The sequence below is a fragment of the Hyphomonas sp. GM-8P genome (assembly GCF_003263315.1).
Lineage (GTDB): Bacteria > Pseudomonadota > Alphaproteobacteria > Caulobacterales > Hyphomonadaceae > Hyphomonas.
In genome coordinates this window covers 23,875-47,431 of sequence record NZ_AWFE01000001.1, presented here as the reverse complement: position 1 = coordinate 47,431, position 23,557 = coordinate 23,875, and the positions used below count along the sequence as shown (strand labels likewise).

The following is a 23,557-nucleotide window of genomic DNA, read 5'->3' as shown; positions in this document are numbered from 1 at the left end:
TTGCAGGCGATGGTCCTCCTTAAACGAAGCCGCCGGTGAGGGCGAGGGGGCGCGGATCAGGCGGATCGGGCTGAATCGCCTGCTGCGGCGGCGGGAACAGTTGATTGCGGCCCGGCTTGGGGCTAGTCCGCTGCCAGCAGATCAAGGAGCTTTGCCCTCATGGCCAATACCCGCACCGAATCCGATACGATGGGCCCGATCGAGGTCGCCGATGATGTCTACTGGGGCGCCCAGGCCCAGCGCAGCCTCGGAAACTTCAAGATCGGCTGGGAAAAACAGCCCGAGCCGGTGATCCGCGCCCTCGGAATCGTCAAGAAGGCGGCCGCGCAGGCGAACATGGATCTCGGCAAGATGGATCCGGAAATCGGCAAGGTGATCGTCGATGTCGCCGGTGAAGTGATCGAGGGCAAGCTGAACGATCACTTCCCGCTGGTCGTGTGGCAGACGGGTTCTGGCACCCAGTCCAACATGAACACGAACGAGGTCATCTCGAACCGCGCGATCGAGATCATGGGCGGCGAGAAAGGCTCCAAGAAGCCGGTTCACCCGAACGACCATGTGAACATGTCCCAGTCGTCGAACGACTGCTTCCCGACGGCGATGCACATCGCGGCTGCCGAAGAGACGGTGCACCGCCTCGTTCCGGCGCTGAAGCACCTCCACGCCGCACTGGACGCCAAGGCCAAGGCCTGGACCGAAATCATCAAGATCGGCCGGACCCACACGCAGGACGCAACGCCCGTCACGCTCGGCCAGGAATTCTCCGGCTATGCCAAGCAGATCGAGAACGGCATCAAGCGCATCGAGATGACGCTGCCGATGCTGATGGAACTGGCGCAGGGCGGCACGGCCGTCGGCACAGGCCTCGCTTCGCCGGAAGGCTTTGCAGATCTGGTCGCTTCGAAAATCGCCGAGATCACCGGCCTGCCGTTCACCTCCGCCCCGAACAAGTTCGAGGCGCTGGCCGCGCACGATGCCCTCGTGATGACGCATGGCGCGATCAACACGGTCGCCATGTCGTGCTTCAAGATCGCCAACGATATCCGCTTCCTCGGCTCCGGCCCGCGGTCTGGCCTCGGTGAGCTGGCGCTGCCTGAGAACGAGCCAGGGTCGTCGATCATGCCGGGCAAGGTGAACCCGACCCAGTGCGAAGCGCTGACCCAGGTCTGCGCCCACATCCACGGCAACAATGCCGCTATCGGTTTTGCCGGAAGCCAGGGCCATTTCGAGCTGAACGTGTTCAACCCGATGATGTCCTACAACTTCCTGCAGTCGGTGCGTCTGCTGGCAGACGCCGCGATCAGCTTCACCGACAATTGCGTGGTTGGCATTGAGCCGCGCCTCGACAATATCGAGAAGGGCCTGAAGAACTCCCTGATGCTGGTGACCCCGCTGAAAGAGAAGTTCGGCTACGACCGCGCGGCGAAGATCGCCAAGACCGCCCACAAGAACGGCACCACGCTGCGCGAAGAAGCCATCAAGGACGGTATCCCGGCAGAAGACTTCGACGCCATCGTGCGTCCGGAGAAAATGATCGGGCCGGATCCGCGCTAAGGCTGCATTCGGTTCGTTCTCTTAAGTTTTTTCTTGCTGTTGACCGGCCCCTCCTGCACGAGGGGCCGGTTGTTTTTAGGAGGAGACACCCATGAGCATTGATTTCAGCAATCTCTATTCGGTCAAAGGCAAGACGGTCGTCATCACGGGCGGGTCGCGCGGGATCGGGGAAATGCTTGCGGCAGGGTTCCTGGCCAATGGCGCGAAAGTCATCATTTCCTCGCGCAAGGAAAAGGCTTGCGAAGAAACCGTTGAGCGCCTGAAAGGCGAATATGGCGGCGAGATCTATGCCATCCCGTCCGATGTCGGCCAGATGGTCGGTATCGAGCACCTCGCCAGCGAGATCGCGAAGCGCGAAGAGAAGGTCGACGTGCTGATCAACAATGCCGGTGTCGCCTGGGGTGCTTCGCTGGACGAATTCCCGGAACATGGCTGGGACAAGGTGATGGACGTCAACGTCAAGGGCGTCTTCTTCCTGACCCAGAAACTGATGCCGCTGCTGCGCAATTCGGCCAGCGCCGACAGCCCGGCCCGCGTCATCAACATCGCTTCCATCGACGGCATGCACACTTCGCCGATGAGCGGGTACTGCTACGGCACGTCCAAGGCCGCCGTGATCCACCTGACGCGCTTCATGGGCTCGCAGCTGGCCAAGGAAAACATCCTCGTCAACGGCATCGCGCCGGGCCCGTTTCCGACTTACATGCTGTCCACCGGTGTCGGCTACAAAGGCGAAACCGAGGGTGTGGACTGGGATGCCATCGGCTCGCGCAGCCCGTCGGGCCGTGTCGGCAAGCCGGAAGACATTGCCGGTCTCGCCATGTTCCTGTCGTCCCAGGCTTCGGCCTATATCAACGGTCACACCATCCCGTGCGACGGCGGAATCGTCGCTGCGAGCTGACCCGTCAGGGGCAGAAAAGCCAGCCATTTTGGCCGCGTTCGTGTTGCCCCGCAGCATGAACGCGGCCATAGGGGCGCCTGAAGCCAGCTCCCTCAAACAGAACTGACGATATTCCCGTGGTAAGATCGACTTTTGCAGCGTTCGCCGAACGTCTCGGCGCGCAGGGGCTCTCACAGCCCGATTTCAAGGCCTACACGCCCGCCCAGATCAAGACCGACCTTCTGGCCGGCCTGACCGTGGCGCTGGCCCTTGTGCCGGAAGCCGTGGCCTTTGCGTTCGTCGCACATGTGCACCCGCTGGTGGGCCTCTATGCGGCCTTCATCGTTGGGCTTGTGACCGCGCTGATCGGCGGCCGGCCGGGCATGATTTCCGGCGCGACTGGGGCGCTGGCCGTTGTGATGGTGTCGCTGGTGGCGACCCATGGCGTGGAATACCTGTTCGCGACGGTCGTCCTGATGGGCATCCTGCAGCTTGCGGCGGGCATTTTCCGGATGGGGAAGTTCATCCGTCTTGTGCCGCATCCGGTGATGCTGGGCTTCGTCAACGGGCTCGCCATCGTGATCTTCCTGGCGCAGCTGACTCAGTTCCAGGTGCCCGGCAGCGGGGAAGCCGCCGGGCATGGCATGGCGGGCGGGGAGTGGCTCAGTGGAACGCCGCTTATCCTGATGCTGGCGCTGGTGGGTCTCACAATGGCGATTATCTGGGGCTTGCCGAAGATTACGAGGATCATTCCGGCACCACTGGCCGGCATCGGTATTGTTGCGGCCGTGGTGATCGGCTTCGGCCTCGACGTGCCCCGCGTCGGCGATCTTGCGTCCATCAAGGGTGGCTTGCCGCAATTCCACATTCCAAGCGTTCCGATGAATGTGGAGACGCTGAAGATCATCCTGCCTTACGCGTTCATCCTCGCGGCCATCGGCCTGATCGAGAGCCTGCTGACACTGAACCTCGTCGGCGAGATGACCAACAAAAGGGGCGGGGCGAGCCAGGAATGCGTTGCACAGGGTACGGCGAATGTGATCACCGGCTTCTTCGGCGGCATGGGCGGCTGCGCCATGATCGGCCAGTCCATGATCAATGTGAAATCCGGCGGCCGCACGCGTCTCTCCGGCATCTCGGCGGCGCTGTTCCTGCTGGCCTTTATCCTGGTCGGCTCCAGCCTGATCGAGCAGATCCCGCTCGCGGCATTGGTAGGCGTGATGTTCATGGTCGTGATCGGCACGTTTGCCTGGAACAGCCTGCGCATCATGACCCGCATCCCGCTGACCGATGCGATCGTCATCGTCCTGGTGACCGGTGTGACCGTGGCCTATGACCTCGCCACGGCGGTGATCGTCGGCGTCATCGTCTCGGCGCTTGCCTATGCCTGGAACAATGCCCGCCGCATTCATGTGATCGAACGCGACAGCGTCCGTACGCCGGGGGCACACGTGTATGAGATCGAAGGCCCGCTCTTCTTCGGCTCGACCGACAAGTTTTCCGAGCTGTTCCACCCGGAGAGCGACCCGGACGTCGTGATCGTGGATTTCATGCACTCGCGCGTGGTCGACCAGTCGGCCCTGCAGGCGATCGAAGACCTGGCGGCGAAATATGCCGCGCTCGGCAAGACGCTGCGCCTGCGCCACCTGTCCCGCGACTGCCACAAGCTGCTGGCCAAGGCCGGACAGCTGATGGTCGATTCCGACGATGACCCGGATTACGAGCTGGCTGTAGACTATTCCGTCCGCACCGGCGTCTTTGGCGGCGGTCACTGACGCTCCACAGGCGCCTCCAGTTCAGGGACTGACGCGGGCGGCCTTAAGGCTGTATCCTTGCGCGAGAGAATCACTCCCGCCAAGAAAGGCCTGATCATCATGGCAAACCCTCCCGTCGGCTCGAAGGCCAACCCGTCCCAGTTCGACGTGATCGACAAGCTGGGGGCCGATGAGCCTTATTTCGTGATCCGCGCGCATGACCCGCTGTCCTCGGCGCTGGTGGAGCTGCATGCCTATATCGGCGCGGGCCAGTCCGGCGCGGCGCATAACAAGCTGGCCGAGATCATGGCGCTGACCGCAGCCAAGCCGCCGCGCCCAGCCTCCAGCCCGAAATACCGCGAAACCTTTGCGATCTCGCTCGCCATGGAGCAGTGGCGCGAAACGCACAAGGAATAGGGGATGGACCTGCGGGCCGATGAATTGTCGGACCAGCACGTCACGCTCGTGCCATTCGATGTGGCCCGGGACGGCGGAGACCTGCGGACCATGGCCGAAACGCTCGGAGAGCGGATCGAGACCTGGCCCTATTACAATCCGCCATCGGACTGGATCGGTGCCTGGCTCGCCAATATCGAGGCGCGTATGGCGGACGGCAAACTGATCCCGTTTCGCGTGTCGCGTCCGGATGGGCGGTTTGCCGGCATCTCCACCTATCTCGGTCCGGATGCCATTTCGCGGAATGTCGAAATCGGCATGACGATGTACACGGCGGATGCTCAGGGCACGGAGGTGAATCCCGCCGCCAAGCGCCTGTTGCTGGGGCACGCATTCGAGCAGGGTGCCGTGCGCGTGCAATTCAATATCGACCAGCGCAACCAGCGGTCCCAGGCAGCCGTGAAGAAACTGGGCGGCGTGCAGGAAGGCGTCCTGCGGGACAACCGTATCCTGCCGAACGGCGTCTTGCGTTCCACCGTCGTCTTCTCCATTCTCTCAGGCGAATGGCCGGCCGTGAAAGCGGGCCTCGATGCACGGCTAGCAGCGTTCGAATAGGGGCAGGTGATGAACGAGCCGGTCAATCTGAACAAGTTCCGAAAGGCGAAAACGAAGGCCGAAAAGGAACAGAAGGCGAAGGAAAACCGCGCCAAATTCGGCCGCACGAAATCAGAAAAGCAGCTGGAGAAGGCCCGCGCCGACAAGCTGTCGAAGCTCACCGAAGGCCATCGCCTGAAAGACACGCCCGAGGCGGATGGTTAATTCCGCCTGAAGGCGCGGCCCGCGCCTTGCAGCACTCCCGGAAACGCTGTTCCAATCCGGGAGGACCCAAATGGCTGGGATCGCAAAGAAACTCGTCTTCTGTGCCGCATCGTTCGGTGCCGGTATCGCATGGGGCCTGATCGCGGAAGCCGCGGAATATCAGGGCTCCCTGACGCACCTGCTGCTCGGACAGTAGGCCTCAGCTCCCCACTTCGTCTTCTTCTGCCATGGGCCAGTCTGGCTCATGGGTGACACTGTCCAGGAATGTGTCATCCATCCGGCGGCCTGAGACGCGCTCCAGCGCATCGAAAATCGGACGCGCCTTCTTGTCTTTCAGGAGGGGAATGCGGCTCGCCAGTTCGGCGGCGCGGGCATAGCGCAGCTGGGCTGTTTCCATGTCGCCGCGTGCTTCGGCACAGGCGCCGAGATTATGCAGCACAGCCGGGGCGTCCGGCCATTCGCGGCCGAGCTCATCCCATTGCGCACAGGCGCCGAGCATCTCACCGCGCTTGGTGGCTTGCACGGCGGCCTCAAAGCGCGGATCGTTCTGCTCTTCGGGGATCAGGCCTTCGGTCATGATCTCGGCACGGATGGTTGCATCATAGGGCGCGATGTCAGTGCGGAATCGGCGGACGGCTTCCACGGTGGCATCCACGATCATGCCATAAGGGGCATCGCGCGGATCGTAGCTTGAGCGGACAGGATCCTGCCAGGTGCCAAGCTCCCGGCCGTCATCCTCATACTCGCGGATATCGACACAGGATTCCTGATTGGCACCGCCGCCCTGGTTGTGAGCGAAGACCACGCGGCCAGTGTCAGCATCGATCAGCCGGGCCGTGACGATCACTTCGACGGTTTCCTCGGTACATTCCGTTTCGACGATGGCGCGGTGTTCGCAATCGAACAGGCCGTCATATTCGACGCATTTGCGTTTGCGCTCGAAACGCGTTTCGCCTTCCCAATTGTCGATGTCGACTTCGCCTTCATAGACGCCTTGCGGCCGGCCGGACCCGTCAACGCCGAACCAGTAGGCGCCGTCCAGCACGACATCCCCCAGCATGCGGGCGAATTCTTCCTCGGCGACGTTGCCGGCCGGCCCGCTGAACTGTCCGACCTGCACATCGCGGTAGGTCGCAGCTTCCGGAAAGGTCGGCACCATCCGGGCGCGGTAGTCGTATCCGGGCGTTGTGCAGGCCGCCATCAGGGGCAGGGCCAGCAGCAGGCAGGCAGAGAAGTGACGGCGCATGCGATTCGATCCTCAAAAGAACGGGCCTTGAAATAACAGGGCAATTCCTGCCGCTTTGGACTAAACCTCAGATTAACATCGCGGCAGGGGAGAGAAAAATCCGTTCCGGGGCGAATTCGGGCTGGCGGCGGTGTGGGGGTGGTCCAATATCAGGAAGCCCGACACAGGAGACCTTCATGACCCGTCATCTTGCAGAGCTCAATATCGGCCGGCTGCTGGCCCCCACGGACGACCCGCGTGTGACGGAGTTCATGAATGCGCTGGACCTGATCAACGGCATGGGCAAGCGCATGCCGGGCTTTGTCTGGATGATGGAAGGATCAGGAGAGCCGGGCACCGGGAACACCGAGGCAAAGATCGGCGGCGACCCGCAGTTTGTTTCCAACCTGACGGTGTGGGAATCGGTCGAGACGCTGGAGAATTTCGTCTGGAACACGGTGCATCGTCAGTTCTACGAGCGCCGCGAGGAATGGTTTGAAGTCCTGGGCAGCATGCACTTTGTCATGTGGTGGATCGAGCCGGGCCACGAGCCGACGCTGGACGAAGCGCTGGAACGGCTGGATCTGCTGAACCGGATCGGGGATTCAGAGGACGCGTTTGGCTGGTCCTACCTTAAGGAGGCACGCCTGTGGCGCTCCCGAGGCTGCCGGACGGATGCGGCCTGAGCCCGAAAGCGTACACTGTTAACATCCGCTCATGCGACCCTTTACTTCTGCCACCCACAGCGCTGCTTGACGGGGGCGTCATCCGCCTCCAACTGTCCTGCAGTCCTGCTGAGGAGGCTGAAGCCCAATGACAAGTCCGCTGTTCACCCCGTTCAAGCTGAAAAACATGGAACTGCCCAACCGGGTGGTTATGGCACCGATGACCCGGTCGAAATCACCGGGCGGCGTGCCGGGGGAGAATGTCGCGGACTATTACGCCCGCCGGGCCGCGTCTGATGTCGGCCTGATCGTCACCGAAGGCACCACAGTACGCCGGGGCGGGGCCTCCAACGATCCGAACGTGCCGAACCTCTACAAGGCCGACGCGCTGGCCGGCTGGAAGAACGTCGTCGAAAAAGTGCACGCCAATCACGGCAAGATCGCACCGCAGATCTGGCACCAGGGCATGATGCGCAAGCCCGGGTCGGGCCCGGAGCCGGACGCACCGACCGATGGCCCGTCAGGCGTTACCCACACCGGCAAGCAGGTCCTGCAGGAGCCGACGACGGCGGAAGTCGATGACATGGTCATGGCCTTTGCCGAGGCCGCTGCAGATGCGCAAAGGGTCGGATTCGACTGTATCGAGCTGCACGGCGCGCATGGCTACCTGATCGACGAATTCTTCTGGGAGGTGATGAACAAGCGGTCCGACCGTTATGGCGGCTCGCTGGCGGAACGGGCGACCTTTGCCGCCGACATCATCCGCGAAGTGCGCAAGAAGGTCGGCCCGGACATGGCCATCATCCTGCGCTATTCCCAGTGGAAGCAGCAGGAGTACACCGCCCGCCTCGCGACCACGCCGCAGGCGCTGGAAGAGTTCCTGAAAGTCTTCGTCGATGCCGGCGTCGACTGCCTGCACGTTTCCCAGCGCCGCTACTGGGAGCCGGAATTCCCGGAAATTGACGGCGAGAACGGCCTGAACGGCGCTGGCTGGGCGAAGAAGCTGACCGGCCTGCCGGTCATCACCGTCGGTTCTGTGGGCCTGTCGGGTGACTTCATCGGTGCGTTCCAGGGCCAGGGTTCCGGCCAGCGCTCGCTGGAGGACCTTGAAGAGCGCCTGTCTCGCGGCGAGTTCGACCTCGTCGCCGTTGGCCGGGCGCTGCTGCAGGACCCGCACTGGGCGACCAAGGTGAAAGAAGGCCGCATCAGCGAGATCAGCGACTACGACGCGGCTGCCCTGGCGACTCTCTACTAAAGAGAGAAAGCCGCCTTGCCATGAGCGGGAAATTGTGGCTTCCTGACGTTGCAGCGTTCGGACGCTCCGGCCTTCTGTCGGCCACTACTTCCGGGCGTGGCGAAGAAGGCTGGGTGGGGCATTCTGTGCTTGGAGAATGAACCCGGCTGGTTGTGCCACGTTTGTTGGAGTGATGCCTGACTGAGGGGCCGGAGCGCCTGAAGTCTCCCTCGGGATGCGCATCACACCAGCGTCCCCGTTCTGGCTCCGCCACCGGCGTTTTCTCACTCTCGCGCGCCGTGGCGGGGCTTTTTTTATGCGCAGCCTAGTCGGCGGAGGTTTCCCCCCTCCCAATAATCGACTTCGCTTTCCTGGCGTCCGACATAGCGGAACATCCGCTCGCGCTTGCCGGGCAGGCGCGTCGTCGCGAGGAATTTGCCGCTGTCCGGGTACTCGCAGATTTCCGTATCGGCCTTGCTCGAGATGGCGACATATTTCAGCGGCACACTGCCGGTGTTCGTCAGCTTGTGGGCATGGCCCGGGCCGCCGCGCGGGGCTCCGAGCACATCGCCTGCCTGCACGGCATAGCTGTCCGGCCCAAAGCGATAGATGCCTTCGCCTTCCAGAATGACGAACATCTCGTCCTCTGCGTGATGGTTATGGAAAGGACAGGCGGACTTGCCGGGTGGCACGATGCAGAGCGCCGCGCCAATCTGCGTGAGACCCACGCGGTCTGAAATATCGGCATCAAGCGAGCGATAATGCTCACCCTGTTCGAAAGGTTCAAGCGGCAGCTCGTCCAGCCGTGCGACGGGATTCAGTTTCTTTATCATCACGTTGCTATGCCTCCATGCAGGGCTGCAGATCAATACATTCGCGGGTCAGACCGGACTCGATTTCCTGAGGGAGCATGTGATCTGCCTCAAGCCCTGCCCAACCGGCCAATCCCTGCTATATGTTCCTGATGAGTTCCAATCCGAATCGTCCCTCGATCAGCCAGATGGCTGCGCCGCGCCCGCCTGTCCCGCAGGGGGATGCGTCGTACCTGAATGGCCTCAATCCCGAACAGCGCGAAGCGGTGATGACCACGGAAGGCCCGCTGCTGGTGCTGGCAGGGGCGGGCACGGGCAAGACCCGCGTGCTGACCGCGCGGCTTGCGCACATCATCGCCTCCCGGCTTGCCTGGCCGTCGCAGACGCTGACCGTGACCTTCACGAACAAGGCCGCGCGGGAAATGCGCGAGCGGGCCCTGCGCCTGATCGGCGATGCAGGGGAGGGACTGCGCTGGCTCGGCACATTCCACTCGATCAGCGCGCAGATCCTGCGCCAGCATGCCGAACTCGTCGGGCTGAAATCCAGCTTCACCATTCTCGACACAGATGACCAGGTGCGGCTGTGCAAACAGATCATCGTGGCTGAGGATATCGATCCGAAGCGCTGGACACCGCGCTTCCTGGCCGGCCTGATCGATGGCTGGAAGAACCGGGCCCTGACGCCGGAGCGTGTGCCTGCCGACGAGGCGTTCCAGTTCGCGGACGGCAAGGGTATCAAATGCTACGAGATCTATCAGGCGCGCCTGAAAGTTCTGAACGCCTGCGATTTCGGTGACCTGCTGATCCACAACATCACGATCTTCCAGCAGAACCCGGACCTCTTGAAGGATTTCCAGTCGAAGTTCCGCTACATCCTCGTGGACGAGTACCAGGACACGAACGTCGCCCAATATCTCTGGCTGCGCCTGCTGGCACAGGGCTCGCAGAATATCTGCTGCGTGGGCGATGACGACCAGTCCATCTATGGCTGGCGCGGGGCGGAGGTGGACAACATCCTGCGCTTCGAGAAGGATTTCCCGGGCGCGAAAGTGATCCGGCTGGAGCGGAACTACCGGTCCACCAAACACATCCTCGCTGCAGCTTCATCCGTGATTGCGCACAATCGCGGCCGCCTCGGCAAGACGCTCTATGTCGGTGACGACAACGCGATCGAGAACATTGATGCCGACAAGGTGAAAGTGCGTGGCCTGTGGGACGGCGAGGCCGAGAGCCGTCTGATCGCGGACGATATCGAAAGCTGGGTGCGCGGCGGCGGCAAGCATGACGATTGCGCCGTGCTGGTGCGGGCCTCCTGGCAGATGCGGGCGTTCGAGGAACGCTTCATCCTGCTCGGCATTCCTTACCGTGTAATCGGCGGCCCGCGCTTCTTCGAGCGTGCAGAGATCCGCGATGCGATGGCCTATCTGCGCCTGATCCGTTCGCCGGATGACGACCTTGCTTTCGAGCGCGTGGTGAACCAGCCGAAGCGCGGGATCGGCAACACGACTCTGGCGAAACTGCAGGCCTATGCGCGGGCGGATGGGCGCAGCCTGTTCGTGCTGACGCCGATGGTGCTGCAGACTGACGAGGTGAAAGGCGCGGCCAGGCGTGGCCTCACCCAGTTCATTGACCAGATCAATATGTGGCGGGACCGTCTCAATAATGGCATGCCGCACACAGAGCTGGCTGAGGTCATCCTCGAAGAGTCCGGCTACACAGACATGCTGCAGAAAGACCGCAGTCCGCAGGCGCAGACGCGGCTGGACAACCTCAAGGAACTGGTCCGCGCCATGGGCGAATTCGATACGCTCGCAGGCTTCCTCGAACATGTGGAACTGGTCATGGATGCTTCCACTGGCGGGGCCGACGAGGATCAGGTCCAGATCCTGACGCTGCACGCGGCCAAGGGCCTTGAATGGCCGGTCGTCTTCCTGCCGGGCTGGGAGGAGGAAGTGTTCCCCTCGCGCCGCAGCCTGGACGAGAGCGGGTTGAAGGGCCTCGAGGAGGAGCGCCGGCTGGCCTATGTGGGCATCACCCGTGCGCGCGAGCGCGCCTATATTTCCTTTGTCGCCAACCGGCAGATCTATGGCCGCTGGCAAAGCGTGATGCCGTCGCGCTTTGTCGATGAGCTGCCGCATGAGAATGTCGAAGTGATCTCTGAAACCGGCTATTCCGGCATGCCGGGTGGGGAGGATGCCTTCAGCGGTTCCATCGAAGACCTCGGCGAGCGCAGCGACTATTCCAGCCCCGGCTGGAAGCGCCTGAAGGAGAACGCGGGCAAATATCCGAGCACAGGGGCCCCGCGCGATGCCTCGAACCTCACCGCCACCAGCGGCGGACCGGAAGCCTTCCGGAAAGGCCAGCGCGTCTTCCACGACAAGTTCGGCTATGGCCGCGTTGCCTTCAGCGAGGGCAACAAGCTGACCGTCGATTTCGAAAAGTCCGGCCGAAAGAAAGTCATCGCGACCTTCGTCTCGCAAGCCTGATTTCCAGCGCCTGAGTTCAGGAGGGCAGCGCCGGGCGGCCTGTCAGGGGAGGACCAGGCGGGGCGTCAGGGAGGGAACGCGTGGCGTGCCCGGCGCTGCAGGTCCTGTTTGGCATGGCCGGGCCGAACGCATGCCGAATGCCGCGTTCATGTTCCGCTCAGCTTGTGAGGCTGTTTACTCCGCTGCCGGCAGGGCGCTGTCCGGCTTTTCGTCGGACTTGTCATTGGCCGGTTCGCCATTTTGCAGGAGCCGCACTTCGTCTGCCGGGCGTTGGCCGCGAACGCGGGCCGCGATCCGGCGGATCATGTTGCCCGTCCGGTGCGGCACGAGCAGCCAGACCGGCGTGACCAGCAGGATCATGATGGTCGAGAAGGCGAGACCGAACACGACCGCCGTGGCCAGCTGAACCCACCATTCGGCCTCAGAGCCGCCGAAATTGATGGCGCCCTCGCCGAAGTTCACGCTCATCTCGAACACCATCGGGAGCAGGCCGCAGATCGTCGTGCCGGTCGTCAGAAGGATGGGACGGATCCGCTGGGCGGCCGTCGCAATGGCGGCTTCCTCCGGGCTGCGGCCATCCTTGCGGAGGCGATTGTAGGTGTCGATCAGAACGATGTTGTTGTTCACCACGATGCCCGCCAGCGCAACGATCCCGGTACCGATCATCAGGATCGACATATAAGGCAGCACCAGCTGGATACCGACCAGCACGCCCGAGGTCGAGATGATCACGGCGGACAGGGTCAGCACGACCTGCCAGAAATTGTTGAACTCCCAGAGAAGGATCACGGCCATCATGAACAGGGCAGCCATGGCGGCCCCGCCGAAGAAGGCATTGGCTTCCTTGGTGTCCTCGTCAGCGCCTTCAAAGCGCACTTCGACGTCGGAACTGAAGCCCGCCTGGTCGATCCAGTCACGCACTTCCTGCACGATCGCGGCACCGGCGCCCTGTTCCCTTGCATTGCCGCGGACATAGTAGACGCGCTTGCCGTCAAGCCGCTCGATCTGGCTGACGCGCGGCGCAGGCACGCGCTCGACGAAGAGGTTCAGCGGCACATTGCCGTTGGCCGTGGCGACACGGAGTGTGTCGATGGCAGACGCGCTGCGGCTGTCTTTCGGGAAGCGCACGCGGATATCGACTTCATCATCGGCATCGTCCGGCCGGTAGCGGCCAACGAGAATGCCGTTCGTGACGAGCTGCACCGCTGCACCGATCTGGGCGACGTCGAGGCCGTACTTGCCGGCTTCGGCCCGGTCCACTTCGAGACGGTATTCAATGCCGGGCAGGGGACGCGTATCGTCAAGCTCGCGCAAATCACCGCGGTTTTCGGCATAGGTGCGCAGCCGGGCCGTTGCTTCGTCGAGGGCGGCCTGATTGTCCGACAGGAGCGCAATTTGCAGATCCTTGCCCGCGGGCGGGCCCTGTTCGCGAGCCTGGATCTGGAAGCGAAGGCCTGGCACCTGCTGGAGGCGTTCACGCACGGCTTCAAGAGTCTTGCGTCCGTCATGGGAACCGTCAGCCGTTGCAAGGTCCAGCAACAGGCGACCGATCGTGTCGAGCGGCTGGTCATTGGCACCGTCGAAGCTGACACCGCCGCTGCCGCCGGAAGAGCCTGAGCGGGACGAGATGGACTCGATGCCATCAATGTCCGCGACTGCGAGTTCGGCGCGCCGGACGAGTTCCTTCTCTTCCTCGGCCGAAAGCGCGCCCTGCGCCTGGACGAAGACGAAGGCCTGTTCAGGTTCGATATCGAGGAAGAATTCGGAGCGGTGCGGTGTGGAGCCGAACCACATGAAAATGAAGATCACAGAGCCGATGGCGACGCCGGTCACCATCCACGGACGGGCGATCAGGGATTTGACGATACGCACGTACGAGCCGACCCAGCCTGTGGCCTTTGCCGGGTCTGCATCTGCGGCGAGGGCCGCGAGGTCTGCGTCCGTGCCTTCCGGACGCGCGCCCATGACAGAACCCAGAACCGGCAGGAAGATAAGCGCCATCACCAGAGACGCCGTCAGGACACAGATCAGCGTCAGCGGCAGATAGGCCATGAACTTGCCGGGCATGGAGTTCCAGAACAGGAACGGCACAAAGGCAGCAAGCGTCGTCAGCGTGGACGAGACGACGGGCCAGAACATGCGCTTGCCGGCCATGGCATAGGCGTCCTTGCGGTCCAGTCCTTCGGCCATTTTCCGGTCGGCATATTCGGTCACGACGATGGCGCCGTCGACGAGGATACCCACGGCGATCACCATGCCGAACATGACCATCATGTTGATCGTGAACCCGAACGTGCCGAGCAGCAGGAAAGCCATCACGAAAGAGGCCGGGATCGAGATGCCGACCAGCAGGGCAGAGCGCCAGCCAAGCGCGGCGACGACGATAATCATCACGAGCAGCACGGCGGTAACGATGGAGCTTTGCAGCTGGCCGAGCTGGTTGCCGATCTCTTCGGACGTGTCAGAGGTGACCGTTGCCCGGACCGTTGCAGGCCAGTTGGCCTGTTCCTCGGCAATCGTCTGGCGGACAAAATTGGCCGTATCCAGAACGTTCGCGCCAGAGCGTTTCACCACTTCAATCAGCATGGCCGGCTTGCCGTTGAAGGTCGCAAAGCCCGTCGCGTCCTTGTAGGTGCGGCGGATTTCGGCAACGTCCTGCAGTCTGACGACCGCATTTTCCGTGCGCTTGATGGGCAGGTTCAACGCGTCCTGGGCCGTTCGGATCAGGCCCGGCACCTTGACCGCAAAGCTGCCGTCACCGGTGTCGATCTCGCCCGCCGGAACCAGCTGGTTGTTCGACGAAACAATGTTGTAAATCTCCTGATAGGAGATGTTGTAGGTTTCCAGCATGGCCGGATCGATGACGATCTCCAGCACATCCTCGCGCTGGCCCTGAATGCGGGCTTCGAGGATACCGGCATTGCGCTCCAGCTTGTCCTGCAGCTTCTCGGCGATGTCATTGAGACCGCGCACTGGCGCTTCGCCATAGAGGTTCACCACCATGACCGGGAATTGCGAGGCGTTGAATTCCTGGATCACCGGCTCGCGCGCGTCCTGCGGGAAGAAGCGCTTGGCGAGGTCCACCTTGTCTTTCACGTCCAGCACGGCCTGATCGACATCGACGTCGATTTCGAACTCCAGCAGCAGCGTGCCTGCGCCTTCAGAGCCATACCCATTGAAGGTTTTCAGGCCTTCGATGGACTGGATTTCCTGTTCGATCGGTCGCACCAGAAGGCGTTCGGCGTCTTCCGGTGTCACACCTGCCAGCGGTACGGTGATCACGACAAACGGGATCGGAATGTCCGGGTCGGCTTCCTTGGGAAGCTTGGCATAAGTGACGGCACCCGCGATGACTGCGCAGATCAGGATGGCGAGCACCATACGTGCCCGCCCGATGGCGCCGTCGACGATACTCGTCATGGCTGGGCTCCGCTGGCGGGCACCGGTTCGACCTGGGCGCCTTCAGACAGATAGTCCTGGCCCAGCGAGATGACATTTGCCTGATCCGGCAGGCCCGTAACCCAGGCGCCATTCGGTGTTTCGTCGATCACAGCGACAGGCGCGAAGCGGACTGTGTCTGTGTCGTCGACATAGCGCACGCCCAATTGTCCGGCATCTGACAGGGTGAGCAGGCCGGCGGATATCTTCGTTGCCTGAACATCCCCAACCGGAATGATCAGCTGCGACGTCACCCCGGCCGCGACAATGGCATCACCGGTCTCCAGCTTGGCTTCAACCAGGAAAGTCCGCGTCGTACCGGAAGCCGTCCGCGCGACGTAGCGCAGCGTGGCCGGGAAACGGCGGCCATCGGCCAGCAGCGTTTCACCGCTCATGCCGACTTTCAGCTTGCCTGCCTCTGCTTCGGAGACCTGAACCGAAACGATCACCGGATCCATGTCGACCAGCACGCCGCAGGCCTGACCGGGCGACAGGAAATCACCTGCCTCCGCGAGACGTGTTTCGTAAATTCCGTCGAACGGCGCGCGGATCTGCGTCTTGCCGAGTTCGACTTTTGCGGCGTTGAGAGCGGCTTCGGCTGCATCGAGCTGCGCTTTGGCGGCGGTTGCCTGGTTGGCCGGGCCGAGGCCTTTTTCGGCGAGGCTGGCGGCTGCTTCATAGCTGACTGCAGCAGAAGCGCGCTGGGCCTTGGCTTCTTCCACGCGGGCCGCCCGGGCTTCCACGTCGAGGCCGCAGAGAAGGGTTCCGGCTTTCACGAAGCTGCCTTCGCGGGCCGGCGTCGAGATGACCGTACCCGTGGTTCCGGCTTTCACGGTGACGCTCTTGTCCGGCTCTGTGCGGCCTTTGGCATTGATCCGCATCATGTGCGGTTCGGCGCTCAGCGCTTCAATCACGGCAGACGGCACATCATCGGTGCGCGCGGCCACGGGCTCTTCCTTGTGAGAAGAAATACTTCCGCGCATCACGCTGCGCAGCCCGAAATAGGCCACGATAACTACGAGGATCGTTGCGGCGATGATAGTCGAACGGTTCACGTCTGGATGTCCTTCCCGCGGACGAATAGCAAATATAGGGCGGCAGGTCGCATGAAGAACCGCCGCACGCAAATTTCCTTAACACCCCCCATCTTGCCATACGGCAAACAGACGGGATCAGTTTACCAACAAGCGGCAAGCGTTGGTTAATCTCTAACGTAGGGAATTTGGAAATCCGTCGCGGATTAAATCCAGCGTTGCCAACGCAATAGGGCCAGCGTGCCAACGACCGATACAGCCAGCGCCACGACCAGCGTGATAAAGGCTGCCGGGCTGCCGGCACCGGGAATCCCGCCCAGATTGACGCCAAAAAGTCCGGTCACAAAACTGATCGGCAGGAAAACGGCCGACAGGATCGCCAACACAAACAGGCGTTGATTGGTTTCTTCCGTACTGTTTTGGATCGCTTCCTCATACAGGACGGTGGATCGTTCCCGGATGTTTTCAACCAGTTCTGTGAGCCGCGTGATCCGGTCCGCGGATTCGCGCAGGAAGAGCAGGTCCTGTTCGCTGAACAGGCCGGACTGTGCGCCATCTCGCACCAGCGTACTCAACGCTTCGCGTTGCGGCATGATGTGGCGGCGCACCTGCAGGACCCGCCGCCGGAAATCCGGCAATACGGACCGGTCGATATGTGTTTTCGGGTCCAGCAGTTCATCTTCATACCGGTCGGCTTCGTCGTCGAAATCGTCCAGCACGGTTTCCATACGGTCGGTCAGCCGGTCGGCAATGCCAGCGACCAGTGCGCCAGTGGAAGTGTCGATCTCTCCTGCCTCGACCAGCTTGCGGACGTCCGAGGCCGAGCGCACCGGCCGGGCACGCAGGGTGATCAAAACGTCCTCAGTGGCCCACATACGCAGGGTGACGAGGTCTTCGACATCTGCCCCTTCATTGAGGTTCGGGCCGCGCAGATTGATCAAGTAGCCGCGTCCGTGGCGCGCGGCACGCGGACGCGTCTCTTCCTGCAGCAGCGCCTGCACGGTCACGCGGTCCAGGCCACTCTTGCGGTAGAGCCAGCCCTGTGCCTGGGCGGAGTGCCGGTTGAGGTGAAGCCAGACACGCTTGAACTTCGCGTGCTCGCCTTCCAGAACCTCATCCCAGGTCAGGGGCGTGTGGTGCCCGGCCTCGTCGAAACCGAAGCCGAAGAGAAGCGGTTCGTTGTTTCCGGGCTCCATCACTATCTCCGGTTAGAAAGCGGAAACCGGAGGAATTTTGCCGGCCCAAGGCCGTGCCTGTTCCAGTTCCAGTGCCAGTTCAAAGAGCAACTGGTCGTCACCGCGCTTGCCTGAGAACATCGCGCCAACGGGCAGGCCGCCATCGGTCCAGGCCAGAGGTACGCTCATGGAGGCAGCCCCCGACACGTTCATCGGCGCCGTGAACGCCGCGAAGGTGATGATACGGTCATACAGGATTTCATAATCGACCGTTGGAGCCTGTTCGCCGAGTTTGACGGCCGGGCTGCCGGTCGTCGGCGTGAGCAATACGTCGATGTCGGAGAAGCCGGTGTCGTACACGGACTCGAAATTCTTCAGCCATGCGACGGTCGCGTCCATTTCGTCCTGGCGCGACAGGAACATGTTGGTCAGGCCGAGTGTCCAGGGTTCGACAATGTCCGGGCCGACCGGCTTGCCGGAGAAGTCACTCGCCTGCTGGGCGAATTCGGCGGCGCCGGCGGCCCAATAGAGCAGGAAGCGGTCGATGAATTCCTCGCCGGAGAAGGGCGCCTTCCAGGCGACGACTTCGTGGCCGAGGTCGGTGCAGAGTTTGGCAACGTCTTCCAGGGCGGCTTTTGTTTCCGGGGCGACCGGTGTGCCGGCATAGGCGTCGGTCGTGAATCCGATTTTCAGGCGGCGGCCGACGGGCTTCAGGTCTGCAGCGAGCGGCGCATATGTGCCGTCATTCACCTGCGTGTCGCGGAACAGGCTGATGGAGTCGCGAACAGAAATGGTGACCGCATGCTGGACAGAAATGTCGACCGGCGGGGCTTCCGGCCCATGGGCGGGCAGCTGGCCGCGGGACGGCTTGAGGCCGAACACACCGCAGGTGCTGGCCGGGATACGGATCGAGCCGCCGCCATCGCTGGCATGGGCAAACGGCACGACGCGCGCGGCAACAAGCGCCGCTGCGCCACCGGAAGACCCACCGACAATGCGCGTCGTATCCCACGGATTGCAGGTCTCTCCGGTCACCAGCGCCTCGCTGGACGCCATCAGGCCCATTTCCGGAGAGGTGGATTTGCCGAGCACGACAACGCCTTCAGCGCGCCACTTTGCGGGCAGCGGATCGTCCGTGCCGGGGTTGTAGCCTTTGAACGCCCGGCTGCCATACCAGGTTTCGGCGCCATTCCAGTTGTGCAGGTCCTTGATAAAGGTCGGCACGCCCTGGAACGGACCGGCCGGTGTGTGGCCCGCTTCAGCGCGGGCCCTATCGAAGATTTCGGTCACAACGGCATTGAGCTTGTCATTGACAGCATTGGTGCGGGCGATGGCGGCGTTGACTTCAGCCAGCGAGGTCGTTTCGCCGCTGGCAATGCGCGCGGCCATTTCCGTGCCGTCGATCCAGCCGGCCGGTACGGACGAGGTGGGGGCGACAGGCGCGGCGGCCGGTGTTGCTGCGGTGCCGACCGCAGCTTCCGGTGCCGTCTGGGTTCCAGTCTGGCCGCAGGCGGCCAGTGCGCTCATCGCGGCTCCGCCAAGCAAGACGCCCCGTCTCGTGATCCGTGCCATGTGTTTCGCTCCGATTCTGTTTTTTGCTTTGTGGGCCGGCAAGGTGTAACGGAGCGCCCCGCAGTGCAAGAGGAGAGAGGGATGACGACAGGATCACCCGCAGCCGAAGTTGACATCACCGAAGCTTTGGTTCGCAAGCTGCTGCAGGCGCAACACGCGGACCTTGCTGACCTGCCGCTCGAATTCGCGGGGGAAGGGTGGGATAATGTGATGGTGCGCCTGGGGGAAGACCTCGCTCTTCGCCTGCCACGCCGCGGTGTCGCCGACCAGCTCTTGCGCAATGAACAGCGCTGGCTGCCAGAGATTGCACCGGATCTTCCGCTGCCTGTTCCGGTTCCGCTTCGAACGGGCCAGCCGCAGGATGAATACCCTTATGCGTGGAGTGTGCTGCGCTGGATCGAGGGGGAGACGGCAGACCTGGCGCCGCCGGATGCATCAGAAGCGCCCATCCTCGCGCACTTTCTGAAAGCCCTGCACCAGCTTGCTCCCGACGAGGCACCGGATAGTGATGTGCGCGGTTGCCCGCTTAGCAACAAGCGGGAGGATACCGAGCGTCGCATGGCGGTGCTCGCAACAGAAACGGACACGATCACGCCAGCAATCCGTCGGGCATGGGACGCGGGGCTGGCGGCGCCGACAGACCTGCCGCGTCTCTGGGTGGCGGGCGACGTGCATGCGCGGAACGTCCTTGTACAGAACGGGAAATTCGCCGCTTTCATCGATTGGGGAGATCTCTGTGCCGGTGATCCGGCGAGCGACCTCGCCTCGGTCTGGGGCTTGTTTGAATCTGCAGATGCCCGGCGCACGGCCATCGACACCTATGGCATGAGCGATGCGACACTGGCCCGGGCGCGCGGCTGGGCTGTCTTCTATGGGGTCATCCTGCTGGAGACGGGCCGGCACGACCATCCCCGCCATGCGAAGATGGGCGCCGACACGCTCCGCAGATTGAGCGCGGACCTTACTTGATCACGCCGCAGGCAACGCGGGCACCAGCTCCACCGATCGGCTGGGTCATGTGGTCGTCTTCGCCTTCATGGATGATGATGGCTGAGCCGTCATCGGCAACAAGGGCACCCAGCGTGTCGAGCGTGGTGAAGGCTTCATAGCCGGCCGAGCCGTCGGCGGCCGCCCAGATGTTCGGCAGGTCGCCATTCTCCGGCCCTTTCGGGTTCAGCAGGCCATGTCCGCCTTCCATCTTGCCGACATGGCCGCCGGACATCTTGTACATGCCGACATCCGAGCAATTGCCAGTGGCATGGAGGTGGATGCCGTGCCAGCCGGGGGCGAGGCTGCCGGGGGCGAGTTCGAGGCGGATCATCAGTCCGTTCGGTCCGTCGAGCAGGTTCGCAGACCCGATGCTCTGGCCTTCCAGGCCAATCATGTCGGCCGTTCCACGGGCCATGGTCGGGAAGACGCCGTCGGCCGGGCCCGGCATGTCGGGCATCATGCCCTCATGGTCCATCATGCCCTCGTGGTTCATCATTTCCATCGGCATGGCGGGTGCGGCGTCTTCGGTGGCTGCGGGAGGAGTCTCGCTACCGGCTTCCTGCGGCGTTGCCTGGGCGACGCTCGCGCAGGCACCGAGGGCGATGGCGGATCCGAGAAGGGCAATGCGGCTGATCATGGGGAGTCTCCTGTTTACGGGTCTTTGCTATAGCATGCTTCCAACGTGTGTCGGGAAGACCTGTTCCATGAAAGATCGTGCAGATCGCCTGCTGGTAACACTTGGCCTGTTCGAAAGCCGCGCCAGTGCCCGCGCAGCCATCGAAGCAGGCCTCGTGCGCGTGGATGGTGTGCAGGTCACAAAGCCTGCGCAGGACATTTCAGCCAACTCCGTGATCGAGGCGGACCCGGCCCACCCTTATGTCTCGCGTGGCGGGCTGAAGCTGGCGCGCGGGCTGGAGGCCTTCGGCATCGCCCCGGCTGGGCGCGTGTGCCTCGACATCGGCGCCTCGACCGGTGGATTTACAGAGGTGCTTCTTATGAACGGTGCAAGCCATGTTATCGCCGTCGATGTCGGGCGCGGCCAATTGCACCCGCGTATCGCCGGGCACGCACGTGTCACCAATTACGAGGCGACCGATGCGCGCAGCCTGACACCGGAGATGCTGCCGGAGCCGCCGTCGCTGCTCGTCTGCGATGCGAGCTTCATCTCGCTCGAAAAGCTGCTGGAGGTGCCGCTGTCGCTCGCCGCGCCGGGGGCGGATTTCGTCGGCCTGTTCAAGCCGCAATTCCAGGTCGGCCGGGATCATGTCGGCAAGGGCGGCATCGTCACGGACATTGCGGCCGCCGATGCTGCGGCAGAGCGGTTCGAGGCCTGGATGAAAGAAAAAGGCTGGCCCATCCATGCCTGGACAGCCAGCCCGATTTCTGGCGGCGACGGCAATGCCGAGCGCCTGTTTCATGCGGTGAAGACTCAGTAGCCGCCGTAGAGCTCGTCCTCGTCGATGATTTCCCATTCGCCATTATAGCCTTCACGGCAGGCTGTGGCCGGATCGCGGATCACCTGGCCGTCCGGCAGCTCAACTTCACGCCAGACGGTGCGGCATTCCTCAGGTTGAGGGGCAGGGGCCGGCGCTGACGCGCGCGGCGCAGGTGTTTCCGGATAGCTCGGATAAGAGGAGGGGTAGCTGGCCGGTGCGGGCGCTGTTGCGCGCGGATGCGTACGCAGGTCCTGCGGCCTGCCATAGAGGCCTTCCGTCGTTTGCGGGATCGAGCTGCCGGAATATTCCGATGCGATGTAGGGATAGGCGCCATAGTCAGCGCGGTAGCTGCCGCCATAAGGCGTGGCGACCTGGCACGGCGTCGAGCTGCTGGACGCCATCGCATTCCCGGCGACGCCGCCGACAATCGCGCCGAGCAGCGCGCCGGCGACGACTTCGCCGTCATTGTTGCCCTTGTCCCAATAGCCGTAGCGGCCGTGACGGCCATAGCGGTTGTAGTGCCAGCGGCTGTCATTGTCGCCGATATTGTTGCCGATGGCCCCGCCGGCTGCTGCGCCGACAATTGCGCCGATCACCGTGCCAGCAGTCTTGTTGTCCTTGTTCTGGCGCTCACAGGCCGAATTGTAGGGCGTGTTGTAGCCATAGGCCTGCGCCGAAGCCGCGAGGGGAGCAGCACTGACGGCCGCCAGGGCGATACCGCCGATCAGAAGAGACTTCACCATCTCATGTTCTCCTTTTCCGGTGGCCGCAGGACCACCAGTCTGAGAGCCACACTGGCAAAGCCAACCTGAACCGGACCTGAAGGCTGGACGCGCGCCAGCAGCGCCCACATATTCAGGTCATGGGACTGTTCAATCGTGCCGCCCTTGCAGCAGGACGCGCCCGTTATGCGGCGGCGCAGGGGATGCGCTCGGCCTGGTATGCGGCGCAGATGCGGGCGGCGAAATCCCGCACGACCGGCTTTTACCGGCCGGATGATCCGGATTTCGCTCCGACACGCGGCAAGCCGGACATGGCCCGGTTGCGCAAGGCCTATTTCGATTTGTTCCTGCAGGACCGGCGGAATGTCGAGGCGGGTCTCTATCCCGCGCCGCGCGATGTCAGCATCGTACAGCTTCCCAATGCGCTGAAATCCGCCCGTGCCTTCCAGGCCGATGTCGAAGCGGTGGAACGCCGCCGGCAGGAACGGAACGGCACGGAAGTGCAGGCGGCGCTGCCGGAAGGCTCGAACCGTTATCCCGAGTACTACCGCCAGAATTTCCACTACCAGTCCGGCGGCTGGTTCAGCGATGACAGCGCAGAGCTTTATGACACGCAGGTCGAGGCGCTGTTCACCGGCACGGCAGACGCGATGCGCCGTGCAGCGCTGGCCGAGATTGCGCGCGAACTGAAAGGCCAGGATCAGCGAGGCGTTTCATTGCTGGATGTCGCCTGCGGCAATGGGCGGTTCCTGAAGACGGTGATGAATGTCTGGCCGCGACTGCAGGCCGCCGGACTTGATCTGTCCCCGAACTATACGGACGCTGCTCGCAAGCGGCTTGCGCCCTGGCAGCAGGTGGAGGTTTTCCACGAAGCCGCAGAAGCCATGCCGCTACCGGATGCCTCGCGCGATATTGTCGTCTCCATTTTTCTGTTCCACGAACTACCGCCGGAAGTGCGTGCGCCGGTGCTGGCGGAGGTATTCCGTGTACTGAAGCCAGGTGGCCTGTTCGTGCTGGCGGACAGTCTTCAGTTCGGAGATTATGACGGGGTCGACAGTGTGCTGGAATATTTCCCGCACGGCTTCCACGAGCCTTATTACAACTCCTACCTCGCCTGGGATGTGACCGATGCGGCCACCGCGCAGGGCTTTGTCAAAGAACGTGAACAGCTGGCTTTCCTGACGAAAGTTACAACCTGGCGGCGGCCTGACTGACGAGGCCTTTCGTTTAAGCCCTGTGATCGATGCGTGACCGGTTTGTGGCAGCCGTGTGGCATAGGTGTTCACAAGGTTTCTGCCACTCACATTTCAGTAAATTACCGAGGTTTCACAAAGTGTTGTGGCGCCGCCACAGGCGGATCACAGC

Annotated in this window: 21 protein-coding genes; 13 read left to right on the top strand and 8 right to left on the bottom strand. The window is 62.9% G+C overall.

Annotated elements, in window-relative coordinates; genetic code table 11:
- The first annotated feature begins 159 nt into the window (after positions 1 to 159).
- From fumC to HY26_RS19330, 7 genes are all read left to right on the top strand, one after another.
- On the top strand, positions 160 to 1,554 hold the full coding sequence (gene fumC, locus HY26_RS00230) for a class II fumarate hydratase (RefSeq protein ID WP_034769026.1): 1,395 nt from the start codon (positions 160 to 162) through the stop codon (positions 1,552 to 1,554).
- A gap of 91 nt (positions 1,555 to 1,645) precedes the next feature.
- Positions 1,646 to 2,455: an SDR family oxidoreductase gene (locus HY26_RS00225; protein WP_175354521.1), complete on the top strand. Its 810-nt coding sequence runs from the start codon at positions 1,646 to 1,648 to the stop codon at positions 2,453 to 2,455.
- Between the two features lie 116 nt (positions 2,456 to 2,571).
- Positions 2,572 to 4,209, top strand: coding sequence for a SulP family inorganic anion transporter (locus HY26_RS00220; RefSeq protein ID WP_112072690.1), 1,638 nt, complete (start codon positions 2,572 to 2,574; stop codon positions 4,207 to 4,209).
- 99 nt (positions 4,210 to 4,308) lie between these two features.
- On the top strand, positions 4,309 to 4,605 hold the full coding sequence (locus HY26_RS00215) for a hypothetical protein (RefSeq protein WP_034769254.1): 297 nt from the start codon (positions 4,309 to 4,311) through the stop codon (positions 4,603 to 4,605).
- Between the two features lie 3 nt (positions 4,606 to 4,608).
- A complete protein-coding gene (locus tag HY26_RS00210; protein WP_051600266.1) occupies positions 4,609 to 5,199 on the top strand; it encodes a GNAT family N-acetyltransferase in 591 nt (196 codons plus the stop codon).
- Positions 5,200 to 5,208: 9 nt separating this feature from the next.
- Positions 5,209 to 5,403: a DUF4169 family protein gene (locus HY26_RS00205; protein WP_034769023.1), complete on the top strand. Its 195-nt coding sequence runs from the start codon at positions 5,209 to 5,211 to the stop codon at positions 5,401 to 5,403.
- Between the two features lie 70 nt (positions 5,404 to 5,473).
- Positions 5,474 to 5,599, top strand: a complete 126-nt coding sequence (locus tag HY26_RS19330; RefSeq protein ID WP_255342777.1) for a hypothetical protein — start codon at positions 5,474 to 5,476, stop codon at positions 5,597 to 5,599.
- 3 nt (positions 5,600 to 5,602) lie between these two features.
- Here HY26_RS19330 and HY26_RS00200 read toward each other — a convergent pair whose 3' ends face one another.
- Positions 5,603 to 6,649: a hypothetical protein gene (locus HY26_RS00200; protein ID WP_034769021.1), complete on the bottom strand. Its 1,047-nt coding sequence runs from the start codon at positions 6,647 to 6,649 to the stop codon at positions 5,603 to 5,605.
- Positions 6,650 to 6,825: 176 nt separating this feature from the next.
- Here HY26_RS00200 and HY26_RS00195 point away from each other — a divergent pair, with 176 nt between their 5' ends.
- Positions 6,826 to 7,314, top strand: coding sequence for a DUF3291 domain-containing protein (locus HY26_RS00195; protein ID WP_034769019.1), 489 nt, complete (start codon positions 6,826 to 6,828; stop codon positions 7,312 to 7,314).
- A 127-nt stretch (positions 7,315 to 7,441) separates the two neighbouring features.
- Entirely contained in the window at positions 7,442 to 8,548 is a 1,107-nt protein-coding gene (locus HY26_RS00190) for an NADH:flavin oxidoreductase (RefSeq protein WP_112072689.1), read from the top strand.
- 293 nt (positions 8,549 to 8,841) lie between these two features.
- On the opposite strand, the gene HY26_RS00185 is transcribed toward HY26_RS00190, so the two are convergent.
- Positions 8,842 to 9,360: a cupin domain-containing protein gene (locus tag HY26_RS00185; protein ID WP_112072688.1), complete on the bottom strand. Its 519-nt coding sequence runs from the start codon at positions 9,358 to 9,360 to the stop codon at positions 8,842 to 8,844.
- A 122-nt stretch (positions 9,361 to 9,482) separates the two neighbouring features.
- On the opposite strand from HY26_RS00185, the gene HY26_RS00180 reads away from it, so the two are divergent.
- Entirely contained in the window at positions 9,483 to 11,825 is a 2,343-nt protein-coding gene (locus HY26_RS00180) for an ATP-dependent helicase (RefSeq protein WP_034769012.1), read from the top strand.
- 174 nt (positions 11,826 to 11,999) lie between these two features.
- On the opposite strand, the gene HY26_RS00175 is transcribed toward HY26_RS00180, so the two are convergent.
- The 4 genes from HY26_RS00175 to HY26_RS00160 all read right to left on the bottom strand — a co-directional run bounded on the left by HY26_RS00175 (position 12,000) and on the right by HY26_RS00160 (position 19,044).
- Positions 12,000 to 15,245, bottom strand: coding sequence for an efflux RND transporter permease subunit (locus HY26_RS00175; RefSeq protein WP_112072687.1), 3,246 nt, complete (start codon positions 15,243 to 15,245; stop codon positions 12,000 to 12,002).
- Entirely contained in the window at positions 15,242 to 16,318 is a 1,077-nt protein-coding gene (locus tag HY26_RS00170) for an efflux RND transporter periplasmic adaptor subunit (protein WP_112072686.1), read from the bottom strand. Before HY26_RS00170 ends, HY26_RS00175 begins: the two co-directional genes overlap by 4 nt.
- A gap of 185 nt (positions 16,319 to 16,503) precedes the next feature.
- Complete coding sequence (locus tag HY26_RS00165) at positions 16,504 to 17,493, bottom strand: CorA family divalent cation transporter (protein ID WP_112072685.1); 990 nt, start codon at positions 17,491 to 17,493, stop codon at positions 16,504 to 16,506.
- Positions 17,494 to 17,505: 12 nt separating this feature from the next.
- Positions 17,506 to 19,044: an amidase family protein gene (locus tag HY26_RS00160; protein ID WP_112072684.1), complete on the bottom strand. Its 1,539-nt coding sequence runs from the start codon at positions 19,042 to 19,044 to the stop codon at positions 17,506 to 17,508.
- Positions 19,045 to 19,125: 81 nt separating this feature from the next.
- On the opposite strand from HY26_RS00160, the gene HY26_RS00155 reads away from it, so the two are divergent.
- On the top strand, positions 19,126 to 20,013 hold the full coding sequence (locus HY26_RS00155) for an aminoglycoside phosphotransferase family protein (protein WP_112072683.1): 888 nt from the start codon (positions 19,126 to 19,128) through the stop codon (positions 20,011 to 20,013).
- Here the strand turns inward: HY26_RS00155 and HY26_RS00150 are convergent.
- The gene (locus HY26_RS00150; protein WP_233351471.1) at positions 20,006 to 20,671 is read right to left on the bottom strand and encodes a superoxide dismutase family protein; all 666 of its coding nucleotides are present in this window, start codon (positions 20,669 to 20,671) and stop codon (positions 20,006 to 20,008) included. The genes HY26_RS00155 and HY26_RS00150 overlap by 8 nt on opposite strands.
- A gap of 67 nt (positions 20,672 to 20,738) precedes the next feature.
- Between HY26_RS00150 and HY26_RS00145 the strand changes: the two genes are divergently transcribed.
- A complete protein-coding gene (locus HY26_RS00145) occupies positions 20,739 to 21,470 on the top strand; it encodes a TlyA family RNA methyltransferase (RefSeq protein ID WP_112072682.1) in 732 nt (243 codons plus the stop codon).
- On the opposite strand, the gene HY26_RS00140 is transcribed toward HY26_RS00145, so the two are convergent.
- Positions 21,464 to 22,213, bottom strand: coding sequence for a glycine zipper domain-containing protein (locus HY26_RS00140; RefSeq protein ID WP_112072681.1), 750 nt, complete (start codon positions 22,211 to 22,213; stop codon positions 21,464 to 21,466). The genes HY26_RS00145 and HY26_RS00140 overlap by 7 nt on opposite strands.
- Before the next feature lie 119 nt (positions 22,214 to 22,332).
- Between HY26_RS00140 and HY26_RS00135 the strand changes: the two genes are divergently transcribed.
- Positions 22,333 to 23,406 (top strand): class I SAM-dependent methyltransferase, encoded by a 1,074-nt coding sequence (locus HY26_RS00135; RefSeq protein ID WP_112072680.1) that lies wholly within the window; start codon positions 22,333 to 22,335, stop codon positions 23,404 to 23,406.
- The last annotated feature ends 151 nt before the right edge of the window (positions 23,407 to 23,557 follow it).

What these genes read in the sequence shown, in the direction of transcription:
- fumC (WP_034769026.1), top strand. Translation starts at nt 160, where the DNA reads ATGGCCAATACCCGCACCGAATCCGATACGATGGGCCCGATCGAGGTC.
- HY26_RS00225 (WP_175354521.1), top strand. Translation starts at nt 1,646, where the DNA reads ATGAGCATTGATTTCAGCAATCTCTATTCGGTCAAAGGCAAGACGGTC.
- HY26_RS00215 (WP_034769254.1), top strand. Translation starts at nt 4,309, where the DNA reads ATGGCAAACCCTCCCGTCGGCTCGAAGGCCAACCCGTCCCAGTTCGAC.
- HY26_RS00210 (WP_051600266.1), top strand. Translation starts at nt 4,609, where the DNA reads ATGGACCTGCGGGCCGATGAATTGTCGGACCAGCACGTCACGCTCGTG.
- HY26_RS00205 (WP_034769023.1), top strand. Translation starts at nt 5,209, where the DNA reads ATGAACGAGCCGGTCAATCTGAACAAGTTCCGAAAGGCGAAAACGAAG.
- HY26_RS19330 (WP_255342777.1), top strand. Translation starts at nt 5,474, where the DNA reads ATGGCTGGGATCGCAAAGAAACTCGTCTTCTGTGCCGCATCGTTCGGT.
- HY26_RS00200 (WP_034769021.1), bottom strand. Translation starts at nt 6,649, where the DNA reads ATGCGCCGTCACTTCTCTGCCTGCCTGCTGCTGGCCCTGCCCCTGATG.
- HY26_RS00195 (WP_034769019.1), top strand. Translation starts at nt 6,826, where the DNA reads ATGACCCGTCATCTTGCAGAGCTCAATATCGGCCGGCTGCTGGCCCCC.
- HY26_RS00190 (WP_112072689.1), top strand. Translation starts at nt 7,442, where the DNA reads ATGACAAGTCCGCTGTTCACCCCGTTCAAGCTGAAAAACATGGAACTG.
- HY26_RS00185 (WP_112072688.1), bottom strand. Translation starts at nt 9,360, where the DNA reads ATGATAAAGAAACTGAATCCCGTCGCACGGCTGGACGAGCTGCCGCTT.
- HY26_RS00180 (WP_034769012.1), top strand. Translation starts at nt 9,483, where the DNA reads ATGTTCCTGATGAGTTCCAATCCGAATCGTCCCTCGATCAGCCAGATG.
- HY26_RS00175 (WP_112072687.1), bottom strand. Translation starts at nt 15,245, where the DNA reads ATGACGAGTATCGTCGACGGCGCCATCGGGCGGGCACGTATGGTGCTC.
- HY26_RS00165 (WP_112072685.1), bottom strand. Translation starts at nt 17,493, where the DNA reads ATGGAGCCCGGAAACAACGAACCGCTTCTCTTCGGCTTCGGTTTCGAC.
- HY26_RS00160 (WP_112072684.1), bottom strand. Translation starts at nt 19,044, where the DNA reads ATGGCACGGATCACGAGACGGGGCGTCTTGCTTGGCGGAGCCGCGATG.
- HY26_RS00155 (WP_112072683.1), top strand. Translation starts at nt 19,126, where the DNA reads ATGACGACAGGATCACCCGCAGCCGAAGTTGACATCACCGAAGCTTTG.
- HY26_RS00150 (WP_233351471.1), bottom strand. Translation starts at nt 20,671, where the DNA reads ATGATCAGCCGCATTGCCCTTCTCGGATCCGCCATCGCCCTCGGTGCC.
- HY26_RS00145 (WP_112072682.1), top strand. Translation starts at nt 20,739, where the DNA reads ATGAAAGATCGTGCAGATCGCCTGCTGGTAACACTTGGCCTGTTCGAA.
- HY26_RS00140 (WP_112072681.1), bottom strand. Translation starts at nt 22,213, where the DNA reads ATGGTGAAGTCTCTTCTGATCGGCGGTATCGCCCTGGCGGCCGTCAGT.
- HY26_RS00135 (WP_112072680.1), top strand. Translation starts at nt 22,333, where the DNA reads ATGGGACTGTTCAATCGTGCCGCCCTTGCAGCAGGACGCGCCCGTTAT.